Origin of the sequence: Rhizohabitans arisaemae, from assembly GCF_025996515.1 — a bacterium.
GTDB classification, from domain to species: domain Bacteria; phylum Actinomycetota; class Actinomycetes; order Streptosporangiales; family Streptosporangiaceae; genus Rhizohabitans; species Rhizohabitans arisaemae.
On the sequence record NZ_BLRH01000034.1, the window covers coordinates 862,552 to 880,799 of the forward strand.

Annotated in this window: 17 protein-coding genes; 10 read left to right on the forward strand and 7 right to left on the reverse strand. The window is 70.1% G+C overall.

The features are described 5' to 3' along the window. Positions 1-268 precede the first annotated feature (268 nt). The 3 genes from RUR_RS19490 to RUR_RS19500 form a co-directional block, all read right to left on the reverse strand. On the reverse strand, positions 269-757 hold the full coding sequence (locus RUR_RS19490; protein WP_283136519.1) for a cupin domain-containing protein: 489 nt from the start codon (positions 755-757) through the stop codon (positions 269-271). A gap of 529 nt (positions 758-1,286) precedes the next feature. Next, positions 1,287-2,291 carry a HEAT repeat domain-containing protein gene (locus RUR_RS19495; RefSeq protein WP_283136520.1) on the reverse strand — a complete coding sequence of 335 codons (1,005 nt, stop codon included), beginning with the start codon at positions 2,289-2,291 and terminating at the stop codon, positions 1,287-1,289. A 6-nt stretch (positions 2,292-2,297) separates the two neighbouring features. Further along, positions 2,298-2,966, reverse strand: a complete 669-nt coding sequence (locus RUR_RS19500; protein WP_283136521.1) for a HEAT repeat domain-containing protein — start codon at positions 2,964-2,966, stop codon at positions 2,298-2,300. A 437-nt stretch (positions 2,967-3,403) separates the two neighbouring features. Here RUR_RS19500 and RUR_RS19505 point away from each other — a divergent pair, with 437 nt between their 5' ends. Next, positions 3,404-4,348: a MerR family transcriptional regulator gene (locus tag RUR_RS19505; protein WP_283136522.1), complete on the forward strand. Its 945-nt coding sequence runs from the start codon at positions 3,404-3,406 to the stop codon at positions 4,346-4,348. 69 nt (positions 4,349-4,417) lie between these two features. On the opposite strand, the gene argG is transcribed toward RUR_RS19505, so the two are convergent. Continuing rightward, positions 4,418-5,866 (reverse strand): argininosuccinate synthase, encoded by a 1,449-nt coding sequence (gene argG, locus RUR_RS19510; RefSeq protein WP_283136523.1) that lies wholly within the window; start codon positions 5,864-5,866, stop codon positions 4,418-4,420. 373 nt (positions 5,867-6,239) lie between these two features. Between argG and RUR_RS19515 the strand changes: the two genes are divergently transcribed. From RUR_RS19515 to RUR_RS19525, 3 genes are read left to right on the forward strand one after another with little or no spacing between them, the layout of a single operon-like run. Continuing rightward, positions 6,240-6,821 (forward strand): CDP-alcohol phosphatidyltransferase family protein, encoded by a 582-nt coding sequence (locus RUR_RS19515; protein WP_283136524.1) that lies wholly within the window; start codon positions 6,240-6,242, stop codon positions 6,819-6,821. Between the two features lie 13 nt (positions 6,822-6,834). Beyond that, complete coding sequence (locus tag RUR_RS19520) at positions 6,835-7,530, forward strand: lysophospholipid acyltransferase family protein (RefSeq protein ID WP_283136525.1); 696 nt, start codon at positions 6,835-6,837, stop codon at positions 7,528-7,530. Beyond that, complete coding sequence (locus RUR_RS19525; RefSeq protein ID WP_283136526.1) at positions 7,515-8,429, forward strand: Pr6Pr family membrane protein; 915 nt, start codon at positions 7,515-7,517, stop codon at positions 8,427-8,429. The genes RUR_RS19520 and RUR_RS19525 overlap by 16 nt, the downstream gene beginning before the upstream one ends. 910 nt (positions 8,430-9,339) lie before the next feature. Here RUR_RS19525 and abc-f read toward each other — a convergent pair. Continuing rightward, positions 9,340-10,950: a ribosomal protection-like ABC-F family protein gene (gene abc-f, locus RUR_RS19530; RefSeq protein ID WP_283136527.1), complete on the reverse strand. Its 1,611-nt coding sequence runs from the start codon at positions 10,948-10,950 to the stop codon at positions 9,340-9,342. Between the two features lie 118 nt (positions 10,951-11,068). Between abc-f and RUR_RS19535 the strand changes: the two genes are divergently transcribed. After that, positions 11,069-11,743 carry a TetR/AcrR family transcriptional regulator gene (locus RUR_RS19535; protein ID WP_283136528.1) on the forward strand — a complete coding sequence of 225 codons (675 nt, stop codon included), beginning with the start codon at positions 11,069-11,071 and terminating at the stop codon, positions 11,741-11,743. Between the two features lie 365 nt (positions 11,744-12,108). After that, positions 12,109-12,570 carry a hypothetical protein gene (locus tag RUR_RS19540; RefSeq protein WP_283136529.1) on the forward strand — a complete coding sequence of 154 codons (462 nt, stop codon included), beginning with the start codon at positions 12,109-12,111 and terminating at the stop codon, positions 12,568-12,570. A gap of 399 nt (positions 12,571-12,969) precedes the next feature. Here RUR_RS19540 and RUR_RS19545 read toward each other — a convergent pair whose 3' ends face one another. Further along, on the reverse strand, positions 12,970-13,575 hold the full coding sequence (locus tag RUR_RS19545) for a TetR/AcrR family transcriptional regulator (protein ID WP_283136530.1): 606 nt from the start codon (positions 13,573-13,575) through the stop codon (positions 12,970-12,972). 83 nt (positions 13,576-13,658) lie between these two features. On the opposite strand from RUR_RS19545, the gene RUR_RS19550 reads away from it, so the two are divergent. Further along, complete coding sequence (locus RUR_RS19550) at positions 13,659-14,486, forward strand: NAD(P)H-binding protein (RefSeq protein ID WP_283136531.1); 828 nt, start codon at positions 13,659-13,661, stop codon at positions 14,484-14,486. 27 nt (positions 14,487-14,513) lie between these two features. Here RUR_RS19550 and RUR_RS19555 read toward each other — a convergent pair whose 3' ends face one another. After that, positions 14,514-14,690, reverse strand: a complete 177-nt coding sequence (locus RUR_RS19555; RefSeq protein WP_283136532.1) for a hypothetical protein — start codon at positions 14,688-14,690, stop codon at positions 14,514-14,516. A 227-nt stretch (positions 14,691-14,917) separates the two neighbouring features. On the opposite strand from RUR_RS19555, the gene RUR_RS19560 reads away from it, so the two are divergent. From RUR_RS19560 to RUR_RS19570, 3 genes are all read left to right on the forward strand, one after another. Continuing rightward, complete coding sequence (locus RUR_RS19560) at positions 14,918-15,985, forward strand: cobalamin-independent methionine synthase II family protein (protein WP_283136533.1); 1,068 nt, start codon at positions 14,918-14,920, stop codon at positions 15,983-15,985. Positions 15,986-16,144: 159 nt separating this feature from the next. Further along, positions 16,145-17,107 carry a helix-turn-helix domain-containing protein gene (locus RUR_RS19565; RefSeq protein WP_283136534.1) on the forward strand — a complete coding sequence of 321 codons (963 nt, stop codon included), beginning with the start codon at positions 16,145-16,147 and terminating at the stop codon, positions 17,105-17,107. A gap of 152 nt (positions 17,108-17,259) precedes the next feature. Further along, positions 17,260-18,129 carry a universal stress protein gene (locus RUR_RS19570; RefSeq protein WP_283136535.1) on the forward strand — a complete coding sequence of 290 codons (870 nt, stop codon included), beginning with the start codon at positions 17,260-17,262 and terminating at the stop codon, positions 18,127-18,129. Positions 18,130-18,248: the final 119 nt, after the last annotated feature.

Sequence of the window (18,248 nt, forward strand, 5' to 3'; positions counted from 1 at the left end):
GGGACGAGGTCTTCGGGGCGGGCCGACTCAACCTCACGGGTCGGCGTCCGCCGCCCCGAAGCCGTACACGGCGGCGCTTTCGCGGTCGGACGCAGGGCCTTCTCCGGTCTCCGAGGTCGGTGTCGACGACCTTCGGGTGAACGGGCGGCGACCGGCCGTCCCGATCCGCCGGCGCCGGAGAGGCCCGGGCCGACCGGAGGGTTCGCGCCGTCCCGCACCTACCGCGGAGCCGACCCCGACTCACCGGTCCCCACGGACCCGCGTCCGCTCAGACCATGTACTGGTCGTGGCGGCGGTAGAGCTCGGTCCACTCCTGCTCGCCGAGCTGCCGTCCGGTCGCCGCGATCTCCGCCAGTTCCTCGAAGTAGGTCTCGCGCGGGGCCCCGGGGGCGAACAGGATCAGCATCGAAGCGGGCCCTTCGGGGTTGCCGAACGCGTGGATCCCGCCCGGCGGGATGAAAAGGAAGTCGCCTGGCGCGGCGTTCACCCAGCGTTCGCCGTCGTAGAGCCCGACCGTGCCGGACAGGACGAAGAACGACTCCGACATCGTCTTGTGGAAGTGCGCGCCAGGGCCGCCGGGCTCGGCTCCCATGTCCCAGCGATAGAGCCCGTACTGCCCGCCGGTGGTCTGGCCGGTGGCCAGGTAATGCACGTCCGTACGTCCGCCGATCACCAGGTCCGGCGCGGAGCCGCCCCGCCGCAATCCGCCGCTGACCTCGCCATTGTCTCCGTGGAAGAGCTCCTTCGGGTACGACATGCCGGCCTCCTTGCCGATCGCTCCGGCCGGCTGCCGCGTCCGCGCGATCGCCGACGGCGTCTTGCCGGGCCATGAGAGCCCGCCTTGCACGCGGGGGGTGAACCCGCCGGGGTTGCCGAATCGCGGCGACCTCAAGTCCCAGCGTAGCCATCCGGCTCACCATGATCGTGGTCACGGGTTCCGCCTCGCGCGCCCTGGCCCGAGGTCTCGTCGGACATGCCGCGGCAGGCGTCGGCGACCCGGGCGCCTTCCTCGGGAAACTCCGGCGCGGCCCACTCGGCCCGGTGAGCACGACGAACGCACGCCGACTCCCTGTCCTTTGTGGGGTTCCACGGGCGCACATGCTCACGCGTCGCGCCCACCCCGGCGGCCGCCGGCCCCGTCCCGGGTCTCCACAGGCACGTTCACTCACGCGGCTACGCGGGGCGGCGGTGAAACGCCGTACAGCCGGGATCCTCGGGACGACGTGGCCCTGTCGACGAAGACCCGCGCCAACCGGCCCCGTGCGCAACACCCCGGGAAGGGTCCGTCACCTTGCGTCGCGTATCCCGAGGATGTACGCCGCGGTAAGCGCCACGGCACGGTCTTCGTCGTGGGACAGATCTGCGAGTGCTCGCGACGCCGTGGTTCCCGGGATGTCCGCGAGCGCCTGCGTCAGCCGTAGACGTGCGGCGGACGCACCGGTGCCGTGGGCGAGGCGATCGACGAGCGCGCTGGCGATCCGATCCGCCGACGCGGGGCGACCCGCCAGCGCGCTCAGCGCATCGGCCGCATCGACGTCGTTCATCCCCTCGACGACCATGTCGATGAGCGTCGGGACCGCGTCGGCCACTCCGCGTGCCCCGAGCGCCAGAGCCGCGTACCTGCGGACCACGATGTCGGGGCTCGACAAGGCGTCCTGCAGCAACGCGGTCGCCGCGCCGTCCGGAATCTCGGCGACGGACCGGACGGCACGCTCGCGCACCTCGGGCACGGGTGAGCCGAGGCCTTCCGCCAGCAGCGCCAATCCGCCGTCGCCCGATTGCGCCAGAGCCCATCGAAGGGCCCCGGCGACGTTCGGGTCCGTCTCGCCGAGCACCGCCTCGACCAATGCTTCCACCGGCACCGGGACCTCGTCGACCGAGGACAGGGCCGCGCGCTGGCGCTTGCCCGCGCTCTTCGACCCGAGCTCCTGGAGGAGCGCGACGATCTGGAGGACGTCCTCCCAGCCGGCGGGTTCCGCCGCGCCGATCCGACGCAGTCGCGTGAGCAGCTCCGTCTCCGCCGCGATGCGCTCCCGCGCCTGGCGGATGAGGTCGCCGACGAGCTCCGCGGGCGTGAAGCCGGGATCGTCGAGCGCGCGCCCGACCTCACGTAGCGACAGCCCCAGCGACCGCAGGCTCTCGACATGGAAGATCCGCCGGATGTCCTCGCCGGAGTACCGTCGATAACCGGCGACGGTACGGCCCGTCGGCCGCACCAGGCCGAGCGAGTCGTAATGCCGGAGCATGCGGGCGCTGACCCCCGACCGCCGTGCCACCTCACCGATCAACACTGCCCGTCACTCCTCCTGGCCGGCCCCGCCGAGGGCCACGACGCGCTTCGCCTCCTCGATCGCGAACTCGAATCCGGCGTCCGGGTCGCGCAACAGCCGTTCCGTGGCGATCGCGTGCGCGCGCACCCGTGGGTCGGGATCCGTCGTCGCGGCGCGCAGCACCGGCACGATCACCTCCCCGAGTGCGACGAGCGCCCGGCTGAGGCTCAGCCGCGTCTCACGTTCGCCGCGCCCGAGCTGGGCCGACAACGCCACGGCCAACTCGGGCTCCTCACCCTTGGGCACGAGCACGACCGCCGCCCGCCAAGCGCTCCGCGCCACCTCGTCGTCGGCATCGGACAGAATCGCCGGTGTGATCGCCGGCCACGCCTGCCGATCCCCGATCTTGGACAGCGTGTGCAACGCCTGGCTTCGTGCCTGCGCACGCTCCGAGCGGACTTCCCTGAGCAGCCTGGGGACCGTGATCGACGCCGAGTGGCGGGTGAGTGCCCAGGTCAGCATATCGCGCACAAAGAACTCGGGTTCGATTGCGGATCGTTCGATGAGCTTGTCGACAAACCGCGGGTCGGGGGTCGTGCCGACCGCCAGCGCCGCCCGCAGCCGCACCGACGAGCTGCCGTCTTCCAGCGCCTGGAGAGCCCGGATCGTATCCGTGTCCTGTTTCGCCGTGGCCATCGGGACCACCTCCTCGGCACCAGTGAAGACCTTGTCACCGTGTCAAGGTCAAGCGGAGTCACACCGCGAGATCGTCAGGCATCCCCCGGCGGCCAAGGATCCGGGTTTCCCTGCGCCAGGCGCAGGAGCCGGGAACGCCACGACCTGGCAGGTGGGTTCGGATGGTTCGGGCCTGCCCCCGGTTCCCGCCGACGACGAACGGCTGTGGGTTCCGGTCCCGGGTGATCGTGCAGGCGAAGGCCCCACGGCGTCACCGTCGACTTCGCGGTGGACGGCCCACAGTGGCCACTCGCGCCGATCAGGCCACGCACGCCGGGAAGCGGACCATCGCCCGGCTCCCCGTCACCGTCGGCGGGCGATCGGGCCACGTGCGCCGGGAGGCGGATCCGGCGAAAACGATTTGCACCTCCCCCTAGGGGAGACACCAGGGTGTGGCCATGGACGGCGGGACCCTCTACACGATCGGCGAGCTGGCGCGACGGACCGGATTGAGCATCAAGACGATCCGGTTCTACGCCAACACCGGCCTCGTCCCGCCGACCGCCCGCAACCCGGCCGGTCACCGGCTCTACGACATCGGCGCGCTGGCCCGCCTCGACCTGGTACGCACCCTTCGCGAACTGGGCTTCGACCTCCCGATCGTCCGGCGGCTGCTGGACCGGGAGGTCTCGGTGCCCGAGGTGGCCGCGGCGCACGCCGAGGCCCTGAACGCCCAGATCCGCAGCCTGAGGCTCCGGCGTTCGGTGCTCAGAGCGGTGGCCAAACGGGGATCCACCCCCGAGGAGACGGAACTCATGCACAGACTCGCGAAGCTCTCCGACGACGAGCGGCGACGGCTCGTCCACGAATTCATCGACGCCACCTTCGGCGGGCTCGACGCCAACCCCGAGTTCGTGGCGATGATGCGTTCGGCCATGCCCGACCTGCCGGACGACCCCGAACCCGAGCAGGTCGAGGCGTGGGTGGAACTCGCCGAACTCACCCAGGACCCGGATTTCCGCGCCTCGGTGCGCCGGATGGCCGAGCACCAGGCGGCCGAACGGGCCCAGGGTGACACCACCGGCCTCCACCACGCGCTCACCGAGACCGTCCGCGAAGCCGTCGGTACGGCCCTCGCGGCCGGGATCGCCCCGGACGCCGCCGAGGCCGTGCCGATCCTGGACTCCCTCACCGCCCGCTACGCCGAGACCTTCGGCCGCAATGACGACTCCGACCTGCGCCGATGGCTGCTCGGCCGCCTGGAGACCGCCGACGACCCCCGGGCGACGCGGTATTGGCGGCTGCTCGGCGTCATCAACGGCTGGCCCGCACCGCCGGACCTGACACCGGTGTTCGCCTGGTTCATCGAGGCGCTCCGGACGGACGTCCGGCGAACGCCGTAACCCGTGGGCCGGATTCGGAGTGTTGGGACCTCGGCGCTCGCCCAGGTCCCAACGGGCACCACCGAGATCTCAGTCGGTCCCGGCCTCCATGGCCGCGCTGTCGAGCAGTTCGTCGTCGGCGGGGGCCTCGCCGCGGGAGGCGATCGCCTCTGCCCCGCCCTCGGGCATCTCGCCGATCAGCTTGGTCGAGGCCGCCTGGGTGGCGCCGATCAGCATCGGGTGCGCACTGCCGACCATGCCGAGACCGGCGTAGTGCTCCAGCTTGGAACGGGAGTCTGCGATGTCGAGGTTGCGCATGGTCAGCTGGCCGATGCGGTCGGTCGGGCCGAAGGCGGAGTCCTCGGTCCGTTCCATGGAGAGCTTGTCCGGGTGGTAGCTGAACGCGGGGCCCGAGGTGTCCAGGATGGAGTAGTCCTCGCCGCGCCGCAGCCGGAGCGTCACCTCGCCGGTGATCGCGGTCCCGACCCAGCGCTGCAGCGACTCGCGCAGCATCAGCGCCTGCGGGTCCAGCCAGCGGCCCTCGTACAGCAGCCGGCCCAGTCGCCGCCCGTCGTTGTGGTAGGCGGCGACGGTGTCCTCGTTGTGGATCGCGTTGACCAGCCGCTCGTACGCCGCGTGCAGCAGCGCCATGCCCGGAGCCTCGTAGATGCCCCGGCTCTTGGCCTCGATGATCCGGTTCTCGATCTGGTCGGACATGCCCAGGCCGTGCCGGCCGCCGATGGCGTTGGCCTCCAGCACCAGGTCGACGGCGGAGGAGAACTCCTTGCCGTTGATCGTCACGGGCCGCCCCTGCTCGAAGCCGATCACGACGTCCTCGGGGGCGATCTCGACGGCGGCGTCCCAGAACCGCACACCCATGATCGGGTCGACGATCTCGATACCCGTGTCGAGATGCTCCAGCGACTTGGCCTCGTGGGTCGCGCCCCAGATGTTGGCGTCGGTGGAGTAGGCCTTCTCCGTGCTGTCCCGGTAGGGCAGGTCCCGGTCGAGCAGCCACTCCGACATCTCCTTGCGCCCGCCGAGCTCGCTGACGAAGTCGGCGTCCAGCCACGGCTTGTAGATCCGCAGGGAGGGGTTGGCCAGCAGGCCGTACCGGTAGAAGCGCTCGATGTCGTTGCCCTTGAAGGTGGAGCCGTCCCCCCAGATCCCCACGCCGTCCTCAAGCATCGCGCGGACCAGCAGGGTGCCGGTGACGGCCCGGCCGAGCGGGGTGGTGTTGAAGTAGGCGCGCCCGCCGGAGCGGATGTGGAACGCCCCGCAGGTCAGGGCGGCCAGGCCCTCCTCCACAAGGGCCGCCCGGCAGTCGACCAGCCGGGCGACCTCGGCGCCGTACGCCGTGGCGCGCCCGGGCACCGAGGCGATGTCGGGCTCGTCGTACTGGCCGACATCGGCGGTGTAGGCGCAGGGAATCGCACCCTTTTCGCGCATCCACGCGACCGCTACCGAGGTGTCGAGACCGCCGGAGAACGCGATCCCGACTCGTTTGCCAACTGGCAGAGAGGTGAGCACCTTAGACACAACACAAATATATACACACCAATGCATGGACATGCAAGCCCTGGTCGGTCCGGGGTTCGCGAACACGCCGGTCGCCGGAGCCGGGAACTCGGAACCGCCTAGGTCACGCGCCCCCGGACATGCCCCTGCGGGAGCCGGTCGACATCGGAACTTAACGACCTAGACAGAAGATCCTGACTTAAGTAACGTCCCCGTTCCCAAGATCTAGAACTTTCTTCCCGACGCGGTTCGCGTGCCTCCCCCGAGCCACCGGACCACCGGCGGGAAAGTGTGAGGGTGGTCGGTGATGCACGACATCGTCGCGCACACGCGCGTCAACGACATTCTTTTAGGTCCTTTGGAAAGACCGGCGCTGCGGTGGTTGGCCGTCAGGATGCCGCCATGGGTCACCCCGGACCGCTGTACGGCCGTGGGGGTGGGCGGCGCCGCGTTGACAGCCGCCGGGTTCTTCCTGAGCGGTGCCTCCGCGGCCTTCCTCTGGTTGGCCGTACTGGGCGTCCTGCTCAACTGGCTGGGTGACAGCCTCGACGGGAACATCGCACGACTGCGCAAGATCGAGCGTCCCCGGTACGGGTTCTTCATCGACCATGCGTGCGACGCCGTCTGTCAGGTGCTCATATTTCTGGGCCTGGGACTTTCGCCCTACGTCGACTTCACGATCGCGTCACTGGCCCTCATCGGATACTCCACGCTGGCGATCCTCATGTACATCCGCACCTGCGTGTCCGGCGAGTTCAAGATCTCCTACGGCCGGATGGGGCCGACCGAGGCGCGGGCCGTGCTCATCCTCCTCACCGTCGCGATGCTCGTCTTCGGACCCGAGCCGTTCGTGCTCGAGGGTGTGTCCTTCACCGGCTACGACGTGGTGGTGGGCGGTGTCGGGGTCACGACGTTCATCTTCTTCGCCGGCACCGCCTGGACGGAACGAGGCCGGCTGGCGGCGCTGGGCGAGTGAGGGAAAGGACACCGTGAAGATACGTGAGGCGGGATTCTGGCCGCTTTGCTGGATGGCCTTGCTCAAGGCGACGCTGTCGGTTCTCACCAGACGGCGTTGGGCGGGGTTGGCGAACATCCCCCGGACGGGTGGCGCCATCGTCGTGGCCGGGCATGTGTCGGAGTTCGACCCGCTCGTGGTCGCGCGCTTCGTGTACGCGGCGGATCGGTGGCCGCGGTTTCTGGCGAAGTCGAGCCTGTTCGAGCGAAGCGGCCTGCTCGGTGCGTTCATGCGGACCACAGGGCACATCCCGGTGGCCCGGGGCACGGCCACGGCCTCGCAGGCCCTGGACAGGGCGGTCGAGGGACTCCGGAAGGGGGACCTCGTCATCATCTACCCCGAGGGCGGGATCCCCGCGTCCGGGGAGCCGGGTCCGCGTAAGGGGAAGACCGGCGCGGCCAGGCTGTTCCTCGCCACGGGCGCGCCGGTCGTCCCGGTCGTCTCCTGGGGCCCGCAGTGGGTTCTCAACCCACGCGTGGGCGGGCTCCGCACGGACGTGACCGTGCTGGCCGGGCCGCCGCTCGACCTGGCGAAGTGGGCCGGGGCCGAACCCGGCGACGGCAATCTCCGCGAGATCACCGAAACGATCATGAGTGCCCTGTACGACCTGCTGGAGGAGGCCAAGGAGCCGCCGGCCGACCGGAGCCCACCGCGGTGCGTGAAGTGCTGAGTGTGGCGCGATCCGACCCGGTTGAGGGCCACTCCGCCAAACCAGCCAACGTCGCCTGCCCCGCCGAGCTCTCCCGTCCGGCCGACGACCTCCGGCACGGGCTGATCGCATGCACCGGGCTGGTGGGCCTGGTGTGCGCGTTCGCCGGAACCGACGACATCGTGGCGCTGCCCATGTACTTCACCGAGTGGAGCAACGCCGCCGTCGTCGTCTTCTACGGCTTTCGGCGGTGGCGACGGCTCCCCGCCGGGACGTCGGCCGCGATCTGCGCGGCCGTCACCCTGTACATCACCGTCACCGGGCTGGTCTTCCACTTCGTGCTGGCCGGCGGCGCCAACCCGTTCATCCTGCTGCTCGACGGCGCCGGCAGCGTGCCCAAGGAGACCGGCACCTTCCTGCTGCACTACGTCGTCCCCCTTATGGCGGTGGCCAACTGGTTCGCCTTCGAGTCCGGCGGACGCCTGCGGCGCCGGCATGCGGTGGTGTGGCTCGCCAGCCCGGTGGTGTACCTGGCGGTGATCCTCATACGAGGGGCCTGCTTCGCCGTCGACCGGTATCCGTACCCCTTTCTCGACGTCACCCGGCTCGGTTACGCCCTGGTCGCCCGAAATTCCGCGGGCATGGCCGTGTGCTTCTACGCCCTCGGCCTGCTGTACGTGGCCCTCGACCGGGTGCCGGCGAGCGAGTGGCGAACTCGCCCGCAACGACGTCGGAATGCGGATCGCGCCCCGTGGGCTGAACGTGCGGGTTCAGCCGACTTGGGCGCCGGTGCGCAGAGTGAAGCAGATGCCCGTCCAACGACTCCGCGGCACGTGGCTCACCACGACCAGGGCGCCGTCCTGGCCCGCCGACTCCAGCTGCTCGACCCGCCGCACGACCGGCGCGGCCGTCTCCCGTGACGGATCCTGGGCCTCTTGAGGCGCTAGCGGGGCGTACCCGCCCACCCCGGGAACAGGCATCGGACACCGAAGCCGAAGAGTTCGGACTGTGCACGCATCGGAGATCACCATGCGGGCGATGGTGAAGCGCTCCCGACCCGGATCTCCCATGCTGAACGGAGAGCGTGTGTCGCATCGCCGCTCCCGTTGACGAAAACCGGTGCGACCACGTCTCTGCGGGCCCGACGTCTCCGGACGTGTACGGCCCGGCGGAAAGCGTCTGTCCACACCAAGGGATCGGTGAGATTCAATGATGCGCACACGAAGGGCGATAGCCGCCGTCGCGGTAGCCGTGACCGGTGTCCTGTCGCCAACACTGATCGCGACCCCTGCGTCGGCCCTCGCACCACAGGATCCATGCTACGTAAAGTATGTGGGAAGCACCTACGCCACGTCGGATTGCGATGGGTACGGCTGGTTTGCAACCGTCATCTGGTGCTGGGTAAACGGCAGCTGGTGGGAAGTTCACGGGGCACCCAAGCGGGCGGAACACAACGTTGAGGCCAGAACCGACTGCTCCCACAATGGGACGGTCGGCAGGGCAGCTGTGGAGACCTACCCGGGGTAGAAATTCTCGCCAAACCGCCGGTTGCGGATCCGATCCCTTGCGTTGAACCCACGTGAGAACCGAGTACGCCGATCGCCCGCAACGCCCTAGGTCACAACGAGCCAGGCCCCGCGCCTCCCGTCGCGAAGCCTGGCTCGTCGCAGGATGCGCTCGACAACGATCCGACCCGGCCGGGTATCCGGAACCGGAGGTCGGCCTAGGGCGGTATCCGGACGGTCGAAACATCCCGGCGTGGCACAACAAGGCCCCTTCCACGGCGCGGGAACACCGTCCGGATCACGGGTCTCCGAGGAGGATCGGCGTTCAGCCGACGCGCGTGCCGGTGTGCAGGGTGAAGTGGGTGCCCGTCCAGCGACGCCGCAGCAGCCGGTCGTGGCTCACCACGACCAGGGCGCCGTCGTAGTCCGCCAGCGCCGACTCCAGCTCCTCGACGAGGGCGAGGGAGAGATGGTTGGTCGGCTCGTCCAGTAACAGGACGTCGACCTGCTCGCTGACCAGCCGGGCAAGGGCTAGGCGCTGCCGCTGCCCGGTGGACAGCGCGCCGACTCGGACGGCGGCCCGGTCACGCTCGAACAGCCCCAGGGAGAGCAGCCGCTCGGCCTGCTCGGCGGCCGGCCCGGGACGACCTCGGGCGAAGGCGGCCACCAGCGTCTCATCCGGCCGGTCGAACACCGGATCCTGCGCGAGGCAGCCGATCCGGCCGCGTCGGACGACCTGCCCGCCGTCCGCGGCCAGGTCGCCGGCGAGAATCCGCAGCAGGGTGCTCTTGCCTGCGCCGTTCAACCCGCTGATCAGCACACGCTCGCCCGCCGAGACGGTGAGGCTCACCGGGTCGAGCCGGCCTGCCACGGTGACGTCGACGGCGTCGAGCACGGCGCCCCGCAGCGGGGCCGCCCGGAGCACCGGGGCGAACCGGAGCGGCTTCGGCGGCGGGGGCACCGGCTCGGCCAAGAGGCGGCGAAGCCGTTCTTCGGCGTTGCGTACCCGGGAGGCGACAGACTGCTGCACCCTCCCCGCGTCGCGGTCGTAGGCGACCTTGTTGTTGTCCTTCATCGCCCGGTTCGGGGCCACCCGCCGCGCGACGGTGGCGGCGGACTCCCGGAACCGGGCGACGTCGTCCTGCCAACGGGCGTGCGCCTGGGCTTGGCGCACGCGGGACGCGGCCTTCTCGGCGAGGTAGCCGGAGTAGCCGTTGCCGTACCGGACCACCTGCCGGCTGTCCGCGTCCACCTCCAGCAGGCTCGTGGCGACGCGCTCCAGGAAGGTCCGGTCGTGGGAGACCGCCACGGTCGTACCGCGCCGGGTACGCAGGTAGTCCTCCAGCCAGGTCAGGGCGGAGTCGTCCAGGTGGTTGGTCGGCTCGTCCAGCAGCAGCACCTCCGGCGCGGCGGCCAGGAGCGAGGCCAGGCGCAGCCGGACCTGTTCGCCGCCGGACAGGCCGCCCGCCAAACGGTCGCGGCGCACGCCGTCCAGACCGAGGCCGTGCAGGGCCTGTTCCAGCCGCGCGTCGGCGTCGTAGCCGCCGCGGAGTTCGAAGACCGTCAGCAGGTCGCCGTACTCGGCCAAGCCCGATTCGTCGCCACCCGCCATCGCGGCCTCCAGGTGACGCATCCGGGCCTCGATCGCCCGGAGCTCGCCGAGCGCACGGTCGACGACCTGCCGGACCGTCAGGTACGGCGGCAGCCGCTCGTCCTGGGCGAGGTAGCCGACGCCGCCTTCGGCGTGGACGACGATCTCCCCCTGGTCTGGCCGTTCCCGACCCGCGAGCAGGCGGAGCAGCGTGCTCTTCCCGGATCCGTTCTCCCCGACGATCCCGGTGCGCTCACCCGAGGCGAACGAGCAGGTGACCGAGTCGAGGACGGTCCGGCCGTCGTAGGACTTGACGACGTCGAGGGCGGTGATCTGAGTGGGCATACGGGCGCTCCCAAGCGTTCGAGGACGGTACGGCCGAAGGCCGCAAGGACGGGTGAACGCTGCGGAAGAGCATCGGACTTCCTCACTAATGCGACAACTGTTGCGTTAAGATGATGGCATGAGCTCACCGACGCCCGCAAGTCCGAATCCCGCCGCGCCCCCTCAGCCCGGTGCCGACGCGCACGCGGCCGCGGGACGGCGCCCCGGCGGCCGTACCGCGCGCGTCCGCGCCCAGGTGCTCGCCGCGGTCCGCGACCAGCTGGTGGAGCACGGCTTCGACGAACTCACCGTGGACGCCGTCGCCGCCCGAGCCGGCGTCCACCGCACCACCGTCTACCGGCGCTGGCGCGACGTGGGCGGCCTGCTCGCCGACGTCCTGGACGCGGCGGGCGGCGACGACTGGCGGCCCGCCGACACCGGCTCCCTCGAAGGCGACCTGGCCGCGCTCAACGACGAGGTCTACGCGGCCCTCACCGGAGACCCGCCGATCACCACGGCGCTGATCGCCGCCTCGTTCCGTTCCGAGGAGGCGGCGCGCGCCTTGACCCGCTTCTGGGAGGACCGCTACGACCGGTGCGAGATCGTGGTCAGGCGTGCCGTCCGGCGCGGGGAGATCCCCGCCGCGACCGCGGCGCGCAGTCTCCTCATCGCCTCCACCGCGCCGCTCTACCACCAGCTGGTGCTGTTCCGCGTTCCGCCCGACCCCGGCCTCGCCGGTCAGGCCGCCCACGCCGCCGCCCTCGCCGCCACCGCGGGCGCCTTCGCCGGGAACCCCGCCTCCGGCCCTACCTGACCCCGCGCAGGTCCGGAGTCCGGCCGGCGCCTGAAGAGGTCGCGGCCCCCTGACAGCATGCCGGTGACCGCCCCAGGCCGTACCGGACCGGGGTCGCCTTCCCGTGCCCGGGGCCAGGCGGCCGGGTTCGGGAAAACTCTGAGCCGATCGACGGGATTGCCGTAATGCGCCGGATCCCGCTGCGGGTGGAACCGATCGCTCGAACTTCTGAAGCGCCTACTCGAAGTACATTTTCGAGGAATTCCCGATGGAATTATCAGATCCCATACGGCGTTCACGGATAAATGGCCGATGTCGCGATCAGAAATCAGTTCGAACCGGTTTTCCCGGCCGGTCGCGAACGGAAACCCGCCTAGGAGGAACCCATGAAACCTTCCCTGGCCAAGGATCTCGCCCACCGTGGGAAAGGGCGCCTGCTACCGGCGCTCGCAACCGCGGCCGCCCTGTTCACCCTAAGCGTCCCAGCCGCCGACGCCACCTCGCCGGCCGCCGATTCCGCCCGGTCGTCTCAGCCTCGACCAGCGGTGCACTGGGGCGGGTTTGTCAAGAACATGTGCTTCAAGGATGCCTACAGATTCTCCAACTCCGCACTCAAGGAAACCGGATTCCGGGAGTTCGGGCGGCCCAACAATCATACGGTGATCGCCGGAAACGACTCCGTTGTCGTTCAGGTCTCGTATGCACCCTCACGTATTTCGTCACCACACACATTCTCGAGCGTCTATTTCGCCGTCACAGCGGTCTCGCCCGATTCCGGGGCCGCCGAGCGCGCCCGCAACAACGTCAGAACGAGGATCGTGAAAAAGCAGTACTTCGACACCTGCTGACCGTCCTGGGCGGACCGCCCGCAGGATGCGGCCGGTGTCCGAGCCCGGACACCGGCCGACCCGGTGGCCCGCATGGCCGGAGTGGCCTGAGCGGTCTACCGGCTCCAGGAGTCGGCTGAACTGGCACCCGCCGGCGCCCCAAGCCAGGTGGTCGCCCAGCTCCCGCTAGGCCCCCGGCACGGTCAGCCGCTTCCCTGACCTGCCCGGACCGGTGTCCACCCTGATCGGGTCGGGGCGGACGCCCCCTCCTGCAGGGGGAAGGTCCCTCACCAAGAGGCGAGGTCACCACCGACCTGTACGAGGGGTCGGCCGGGGACCGTCCGGTGGAGCTGTCCACCCGGACGGAGCTGGTCGTGGTGGGCTCCCGCGGCATGGCGGAGACCGGTCAACCGGGTGTGATCACTCGCCCCGCACGCCGTCGTCCGAGGCGGTCGGCGCAGGCGTCACCGCCGCGGTTTGCAGGCCGTCGAGCATCAAGGTGAGGAATCGGATCGGCTGGGCGGCCATGGGGGGCGGCAGGTCGGCGATGTGGCAGGCGAAGAGGTTGAGCAGGGAGACCACGTCCTCCGTGCCCACGTCGGCACGCATCGAGCCTTCGGCCTGGGCACGGCGCACGAGGGCGTCCAGCATCTCCAGCCAGTGGTCGCGCGCCTTGGCGAAGTCGGCCCCTTCCCGGTACACCTCCTCGGGCAGTTGCGCCATCGCCCCCGCCAGGGTGGACCTGTCCGGATCGGCCGCCCAGAGCAGGAATCCACGCAATCCGCTCCACGCATCCGGGCTGTCCTGCTCCCAGGCGCGCAACGCGTCTATCAGTGCGCCGATGTAGTGGTCTCCGACCGCCGCGATCAGGGCGTTCCTGTCGGGGAACCGGCGGTAGAGCGTCCCGACGCCGACACCGGCCCGGCGCGCGATGAGTTCCATCGGGGCTCCGAGTCCGCGCTCGGAGATCACGGCGGCGGCAGCCGCGACGATCTTGTCGAGGTTCCGCCTGGCGTCCGCCCGCATCGACAACCCCTAACTGGACGATCTGGTTCCGCTTACTGTACCTTCCTGTAAGCGGAATCCATTCGTCCGGTTAGGGGTTGTCGATGATCGTGATAACGGGTGCCACGGGCTCCATCGGGAGAGCGCTGGTCCGGCGGCTGCGCGGAGAGGAGGTGACCGCGGTGGTCCGTACCCCGGCCGACCTGGGCTGCCGGTACGTCCTCGGCGACTTCGAGCGGCCCGAGACGATCGGGAAGGTCCTCTCCCCCGGCGACAGGCTGTTCCTCAACAGCTCGCTGTGGCCCGGCTTCGTCACGGCACACCGCGCGGTGATCGACCTGGCACGCGAGGCGGGTGTGGCGCAGATCGTCACCGTGTCCGTCCGGGACGCCGCTCCCGGGCAGCCGCTCGGCGGCGGCCCGCACGGCGAGGTCGACGAGTACCTGCGCGCCTCCGGAATCCCCTGGTCGATCCTGCAGCCCGTCGGTTTCATGCAGAACCTGCTCGGCGGGATCCGCGACGATCTGATCCACGGCTCCTACGGCCCGGGCGGGGTCGGTTACATCGACACCCGGGACATCGCCGACGTCGCCGCGGCCCTGCTCACCCGCCCCGTCGGCGAAAGCCGCAACCACATCCTCACCGGGACGGCCGCCCCGACCCACGACGAACTCGCCGCCGAGGCGAGCGCGGCCCTCGGCCGTACCATCCGCTATGTGGACCTTCCCATCCCGGAGATGGCCGCCCACCTTGAGCGGCACGGGATGTCCGCGGACTTCGCCGGAGAACTCGCCCGGGGGATGGCCAGGGTCGGAGACGGCCGCTGGTCGAGCACGACCTCGGAGGTCCAGGACATCACCGGTCACCCGCCGCGGTCCCTGGCCGACTTCCTCGCCGATCACGCGGCCGAGTTCGAGCGGGGTCCCAAGTGACTGGACGCACGCCTCCCGTGCGGGAGATCAACTCCAGCGGGAGGCCGGCTCCTTGAGCATCTCGGTCATGGAGACGTGGTCGGGGTACATCCGAAGCCACCATTGCGCGAAGGGGCGGCCGTAGGCGGCGAAGGCGGCCTCGTTGATCGCGGTCTCGTCGGATGGCGGCGTCAGCGCGAAATGCTCCCCTGAAATCGGTTTCACGGTGCCGGGAGCCGGTCCGGTACCGTGAACAGTCGGCGTCCGGCCACACCAGGGGTTCGACGCGCCGGTACGTGACGGCATGGGGCATGGTCGAGCTTGGGAATCAGGCCGATCTTTCTCTTGCCAGAACCACCGCAAGACCGCGACCTGCACAATTGCCATGAAGTAGATATAGCTGCTCATTGGGTAATTGATCCCCTACTCATAGTTAACCTACTCTTTCCGGCATGGGTATTCCTACCGAAGCAATCGGAAGCATTCCCCGCCCTGCCTCCCTGGTGGCCGCGGTCGCGCGGCACGCCCAAGGGCTGATCGGCGAGGAGGAACTCGCGGACCGGCAGGCCGCCGCGGTCGCCGACACCATCGCCCGCCTGGAGCGGATCGGCAGCCCCGTGCTGGTCGACGGCGAGCAGTCCAAGCCGAGTTTCCTCACCTACCCCCTGGAGGGCCTGGAGAGTCTCGATCCCGCCGCGGGCCCCGTGATCCCCTTCGCCGACGGGCACACCCGGCAGCTCCCCGCCCTCACCAAGGGGCCGTTCCGCTACCACCGCAGAGCCGAGACCTATTTGAAGGAGGCGCTCAAACACACGGAACGCCCGGTGAAGCAGGCGGTCATCGCGCCCTCCGCGCTCAGCCTGCTCTATCCCCCGGCCGGTATCGCGGGCTACCCGCCGAAGGTCTTCTTCGACGATCTGGTGGCGGAGGCCGAAGCCGACATCAGAGGCTGCCTGGAGGCGGGGGCGCACGCGGTGCAGCTCGACTTCACCGAGGGCCGGCTCTCGCTCAAACTCGACCCGAGCGGCGGGCTGCTCGACGACCTCGTCGCGCTGAACAACCGGGTGCTGTCCCGTTTCACCGAGGCCGAACGGGCGCGCATCGGGGTGCACACCTGCCCCGGCGGCGACTGGGACTCGACGCACAGCGCGGACATCGACTATGCGGACCTCCTGCCGAAGCTCTTCCAGCTGAAGGCGGGCAATTTCTACATTCAGCTTGCCGGTGAACCCGACCCGGAGCGGTCACTGCGGCTCATCGCCGAACACCTCACGCCGGGTTCCCGGGTTTTCGTCGGAGTGACCGACCCCATCGACCCTGTGGTGGAGACCCCGGAGACGGTTCGCGACCGTGTTCTCGCGGCGGCCCGCCACATCCCGGTGGAGCAGCTGGGCACCTGTGACGACTGCGGTTTCGCCCCGTTCGCGGACGATACCTCGACCACGCGTGAGACCGCCTTCGCCAAGATCGAGGCCCGGTTGCGCGGTACGGCGCTGGCAAGCGAAGCGCTCGGGTTCTGAGACCGCCCGCCGCCTCCCACGCCCGGTACGGCCTGGGAGGCGGCCCGCGCCGATCGTGACCCCGGCGAAGTGGCTTCAAGCGGTGGGAGCCGTGATTCTCAGCAATCCGTCTGACAGGTGATGTGCGTACGCGTAAGCCCGGTCGACGACGGAGCGTTGATGCTGAGTGTGGTTGACACCCGCGATGTTCCCCTTCTGGAGCGCTTCGACGTGTGGCGGGAGGTGACCAGCTCCATGCTGGCGCCCGTCGACATCCGCAGCCCGCACGCCGGGGACTTCCTCGCGGAGGCCCTGCTCATCGACCTCGGCGGGCCACTGGTGACCATGGTGACCTGCCCGCCGTACCAGGCGGTTCGGACGGCGCGGCTGATCCGCAGATCCGACCCCGAGTCGTACCAGCTCTCGATGAACATCAGCAGTCGTTCCCTGCTGTCCCAGGTGCGTCACACAGTGGGACTGCGACCGCAGGATCTGCTCCTCTACGACACCTCGCGCCCCTTCGAAGGACAGGCGCTCCTCCAGCCCGGAGCGGAATTCGCCACCGGGGTGATGGTGTCCTTCCCCCGCACGCTGCTGCCGCTGCCGGACAACGCGGTCCGGCGGGCGATCCCCCTGCGCATCCCCGGGGATCACGGTGTCGGGGCGATGCTCTTCGGGTTCGTCCACCGGCTCCTGCGCCACGCCCACCAGCTCGGACCGGCCGACCGCGACCGGATGGCGGCCGTCCTGATGGACCTCGTCGCCGCCGCGGTCGCCGGGAGGCTGGAGGACGACGCGCCCGCCACCAGGCGCCGGCGCGCGATACAACTCGCCGCGCGCCGGTTCATTCGCGAGCACCTGGCCGATCCGGGGCTCACCCCCACGCTGGTCGCCGAAGCCCTGCACATCTCCCCGCGCTACCTCTACCAGCTGTTTCAAGACCAGCGGACGGGCGTGGCCGCCTGGATCCGGAACAGACGGCTGGAGCGATGCCACCGAGACCTGTCCGACCCGCTGCTGGCCGACCTCACGGTGGCCGCGATCGCGCAGCGCTGGGGGCTGGCCGACATCGCGCATTTCAGCCGGGCCTTTCGCGCGAGGTACGGGATCACCCCCACCGAGCACCGGCATCGCCGCGGTTGAAGCCGGAGGACGCGGACGGTGCACGCATAGGAGACCACGATGCAGAAGACGATGAACAGGCGCCGCCGGGCGGAAAGTCCCTTCGATGAGGGACTTTCCGCCCTTTTGTCATATCTCATCCCTGATCGACCATGGACAGGGAGGTGAGCCCCATGGTCGAGCCCCGAAGGGTCGTCGTCGGGTACGACGGATCGGACTTCTCCATGCAGGCCCTGGAATGGGCGATGGACGAGGCCGAACTCAGGGAACTCCCGCTCACCGTCGCGCACGCCTGGCACTGGCCGTACGGCACAGCCGACGAGGAGACCAAGGCGCACCTGCGCAAGGCGGCCGACCACGTGCTCTACCACGGGGGTGAATGTGCCCGCTCCTGCAGCACGATCACCAAAGTCACCACCGACCTGTACGAGGGGGCCGCGGGCGACCGGCTGGTGGAACTCTCGGACCGGGCCGAGCTGATCGTGGTGGGCTCCCGCGGGATGGGAGCCCTGGCCAGGACCGTCCTGGGGTCGGTGGCCGGATACACCGCGGCCCATGCGAGCCGCCCGGTCGTCGTCGTACGCGGCCCGGGCCCCATCCCGATCCCCCGGCACCGGGGCTCCGTGGTCATCGGCATGACCGGCCACACCCCGGACGCGGCGGTCGAATTCGCCTTCGTCGAAGCCGCGCTCCGTCAGCTCCCCCTGGAGGCGATGCACGCCGGATATCCCCCATCCCCCTCCTGGGGCGCCCCCGTACCCCCGATCCCCGACACCCAGGCCCTCGCCGAGGCGGCCGAGGAAACCGTCCGGGAACGCCTGCGCCCGTGGTGCGCCAGACACCCCACCGTCTCCGCCCGCGCCTGCTATGTCGTCGCCTCCCCCAAGGACGCGCTGCTGCACGCGTCGAAGGAGGCGAGCCTGCTGGTGGTCGGCGGGGCACGCGGTCACGGAAAGATCGGTTCGGTCACCCGGGCGGTCCTCCAGCAGAGCCTGTGCCCCGTCGCGGTCGTTCCCGCCGCCGCGGACGAGACAGCCGCTTGACGGATCCGATCGCCCCGGGCTCCGGGTGCGGTCGGCCGCCCGGTCGGGCGAGCAGCCTGAGAGCGGTCCCGACAGCCGGAAGCGGAGAAACCAAGAGGGCCAATCAGCACCGCGGAGGT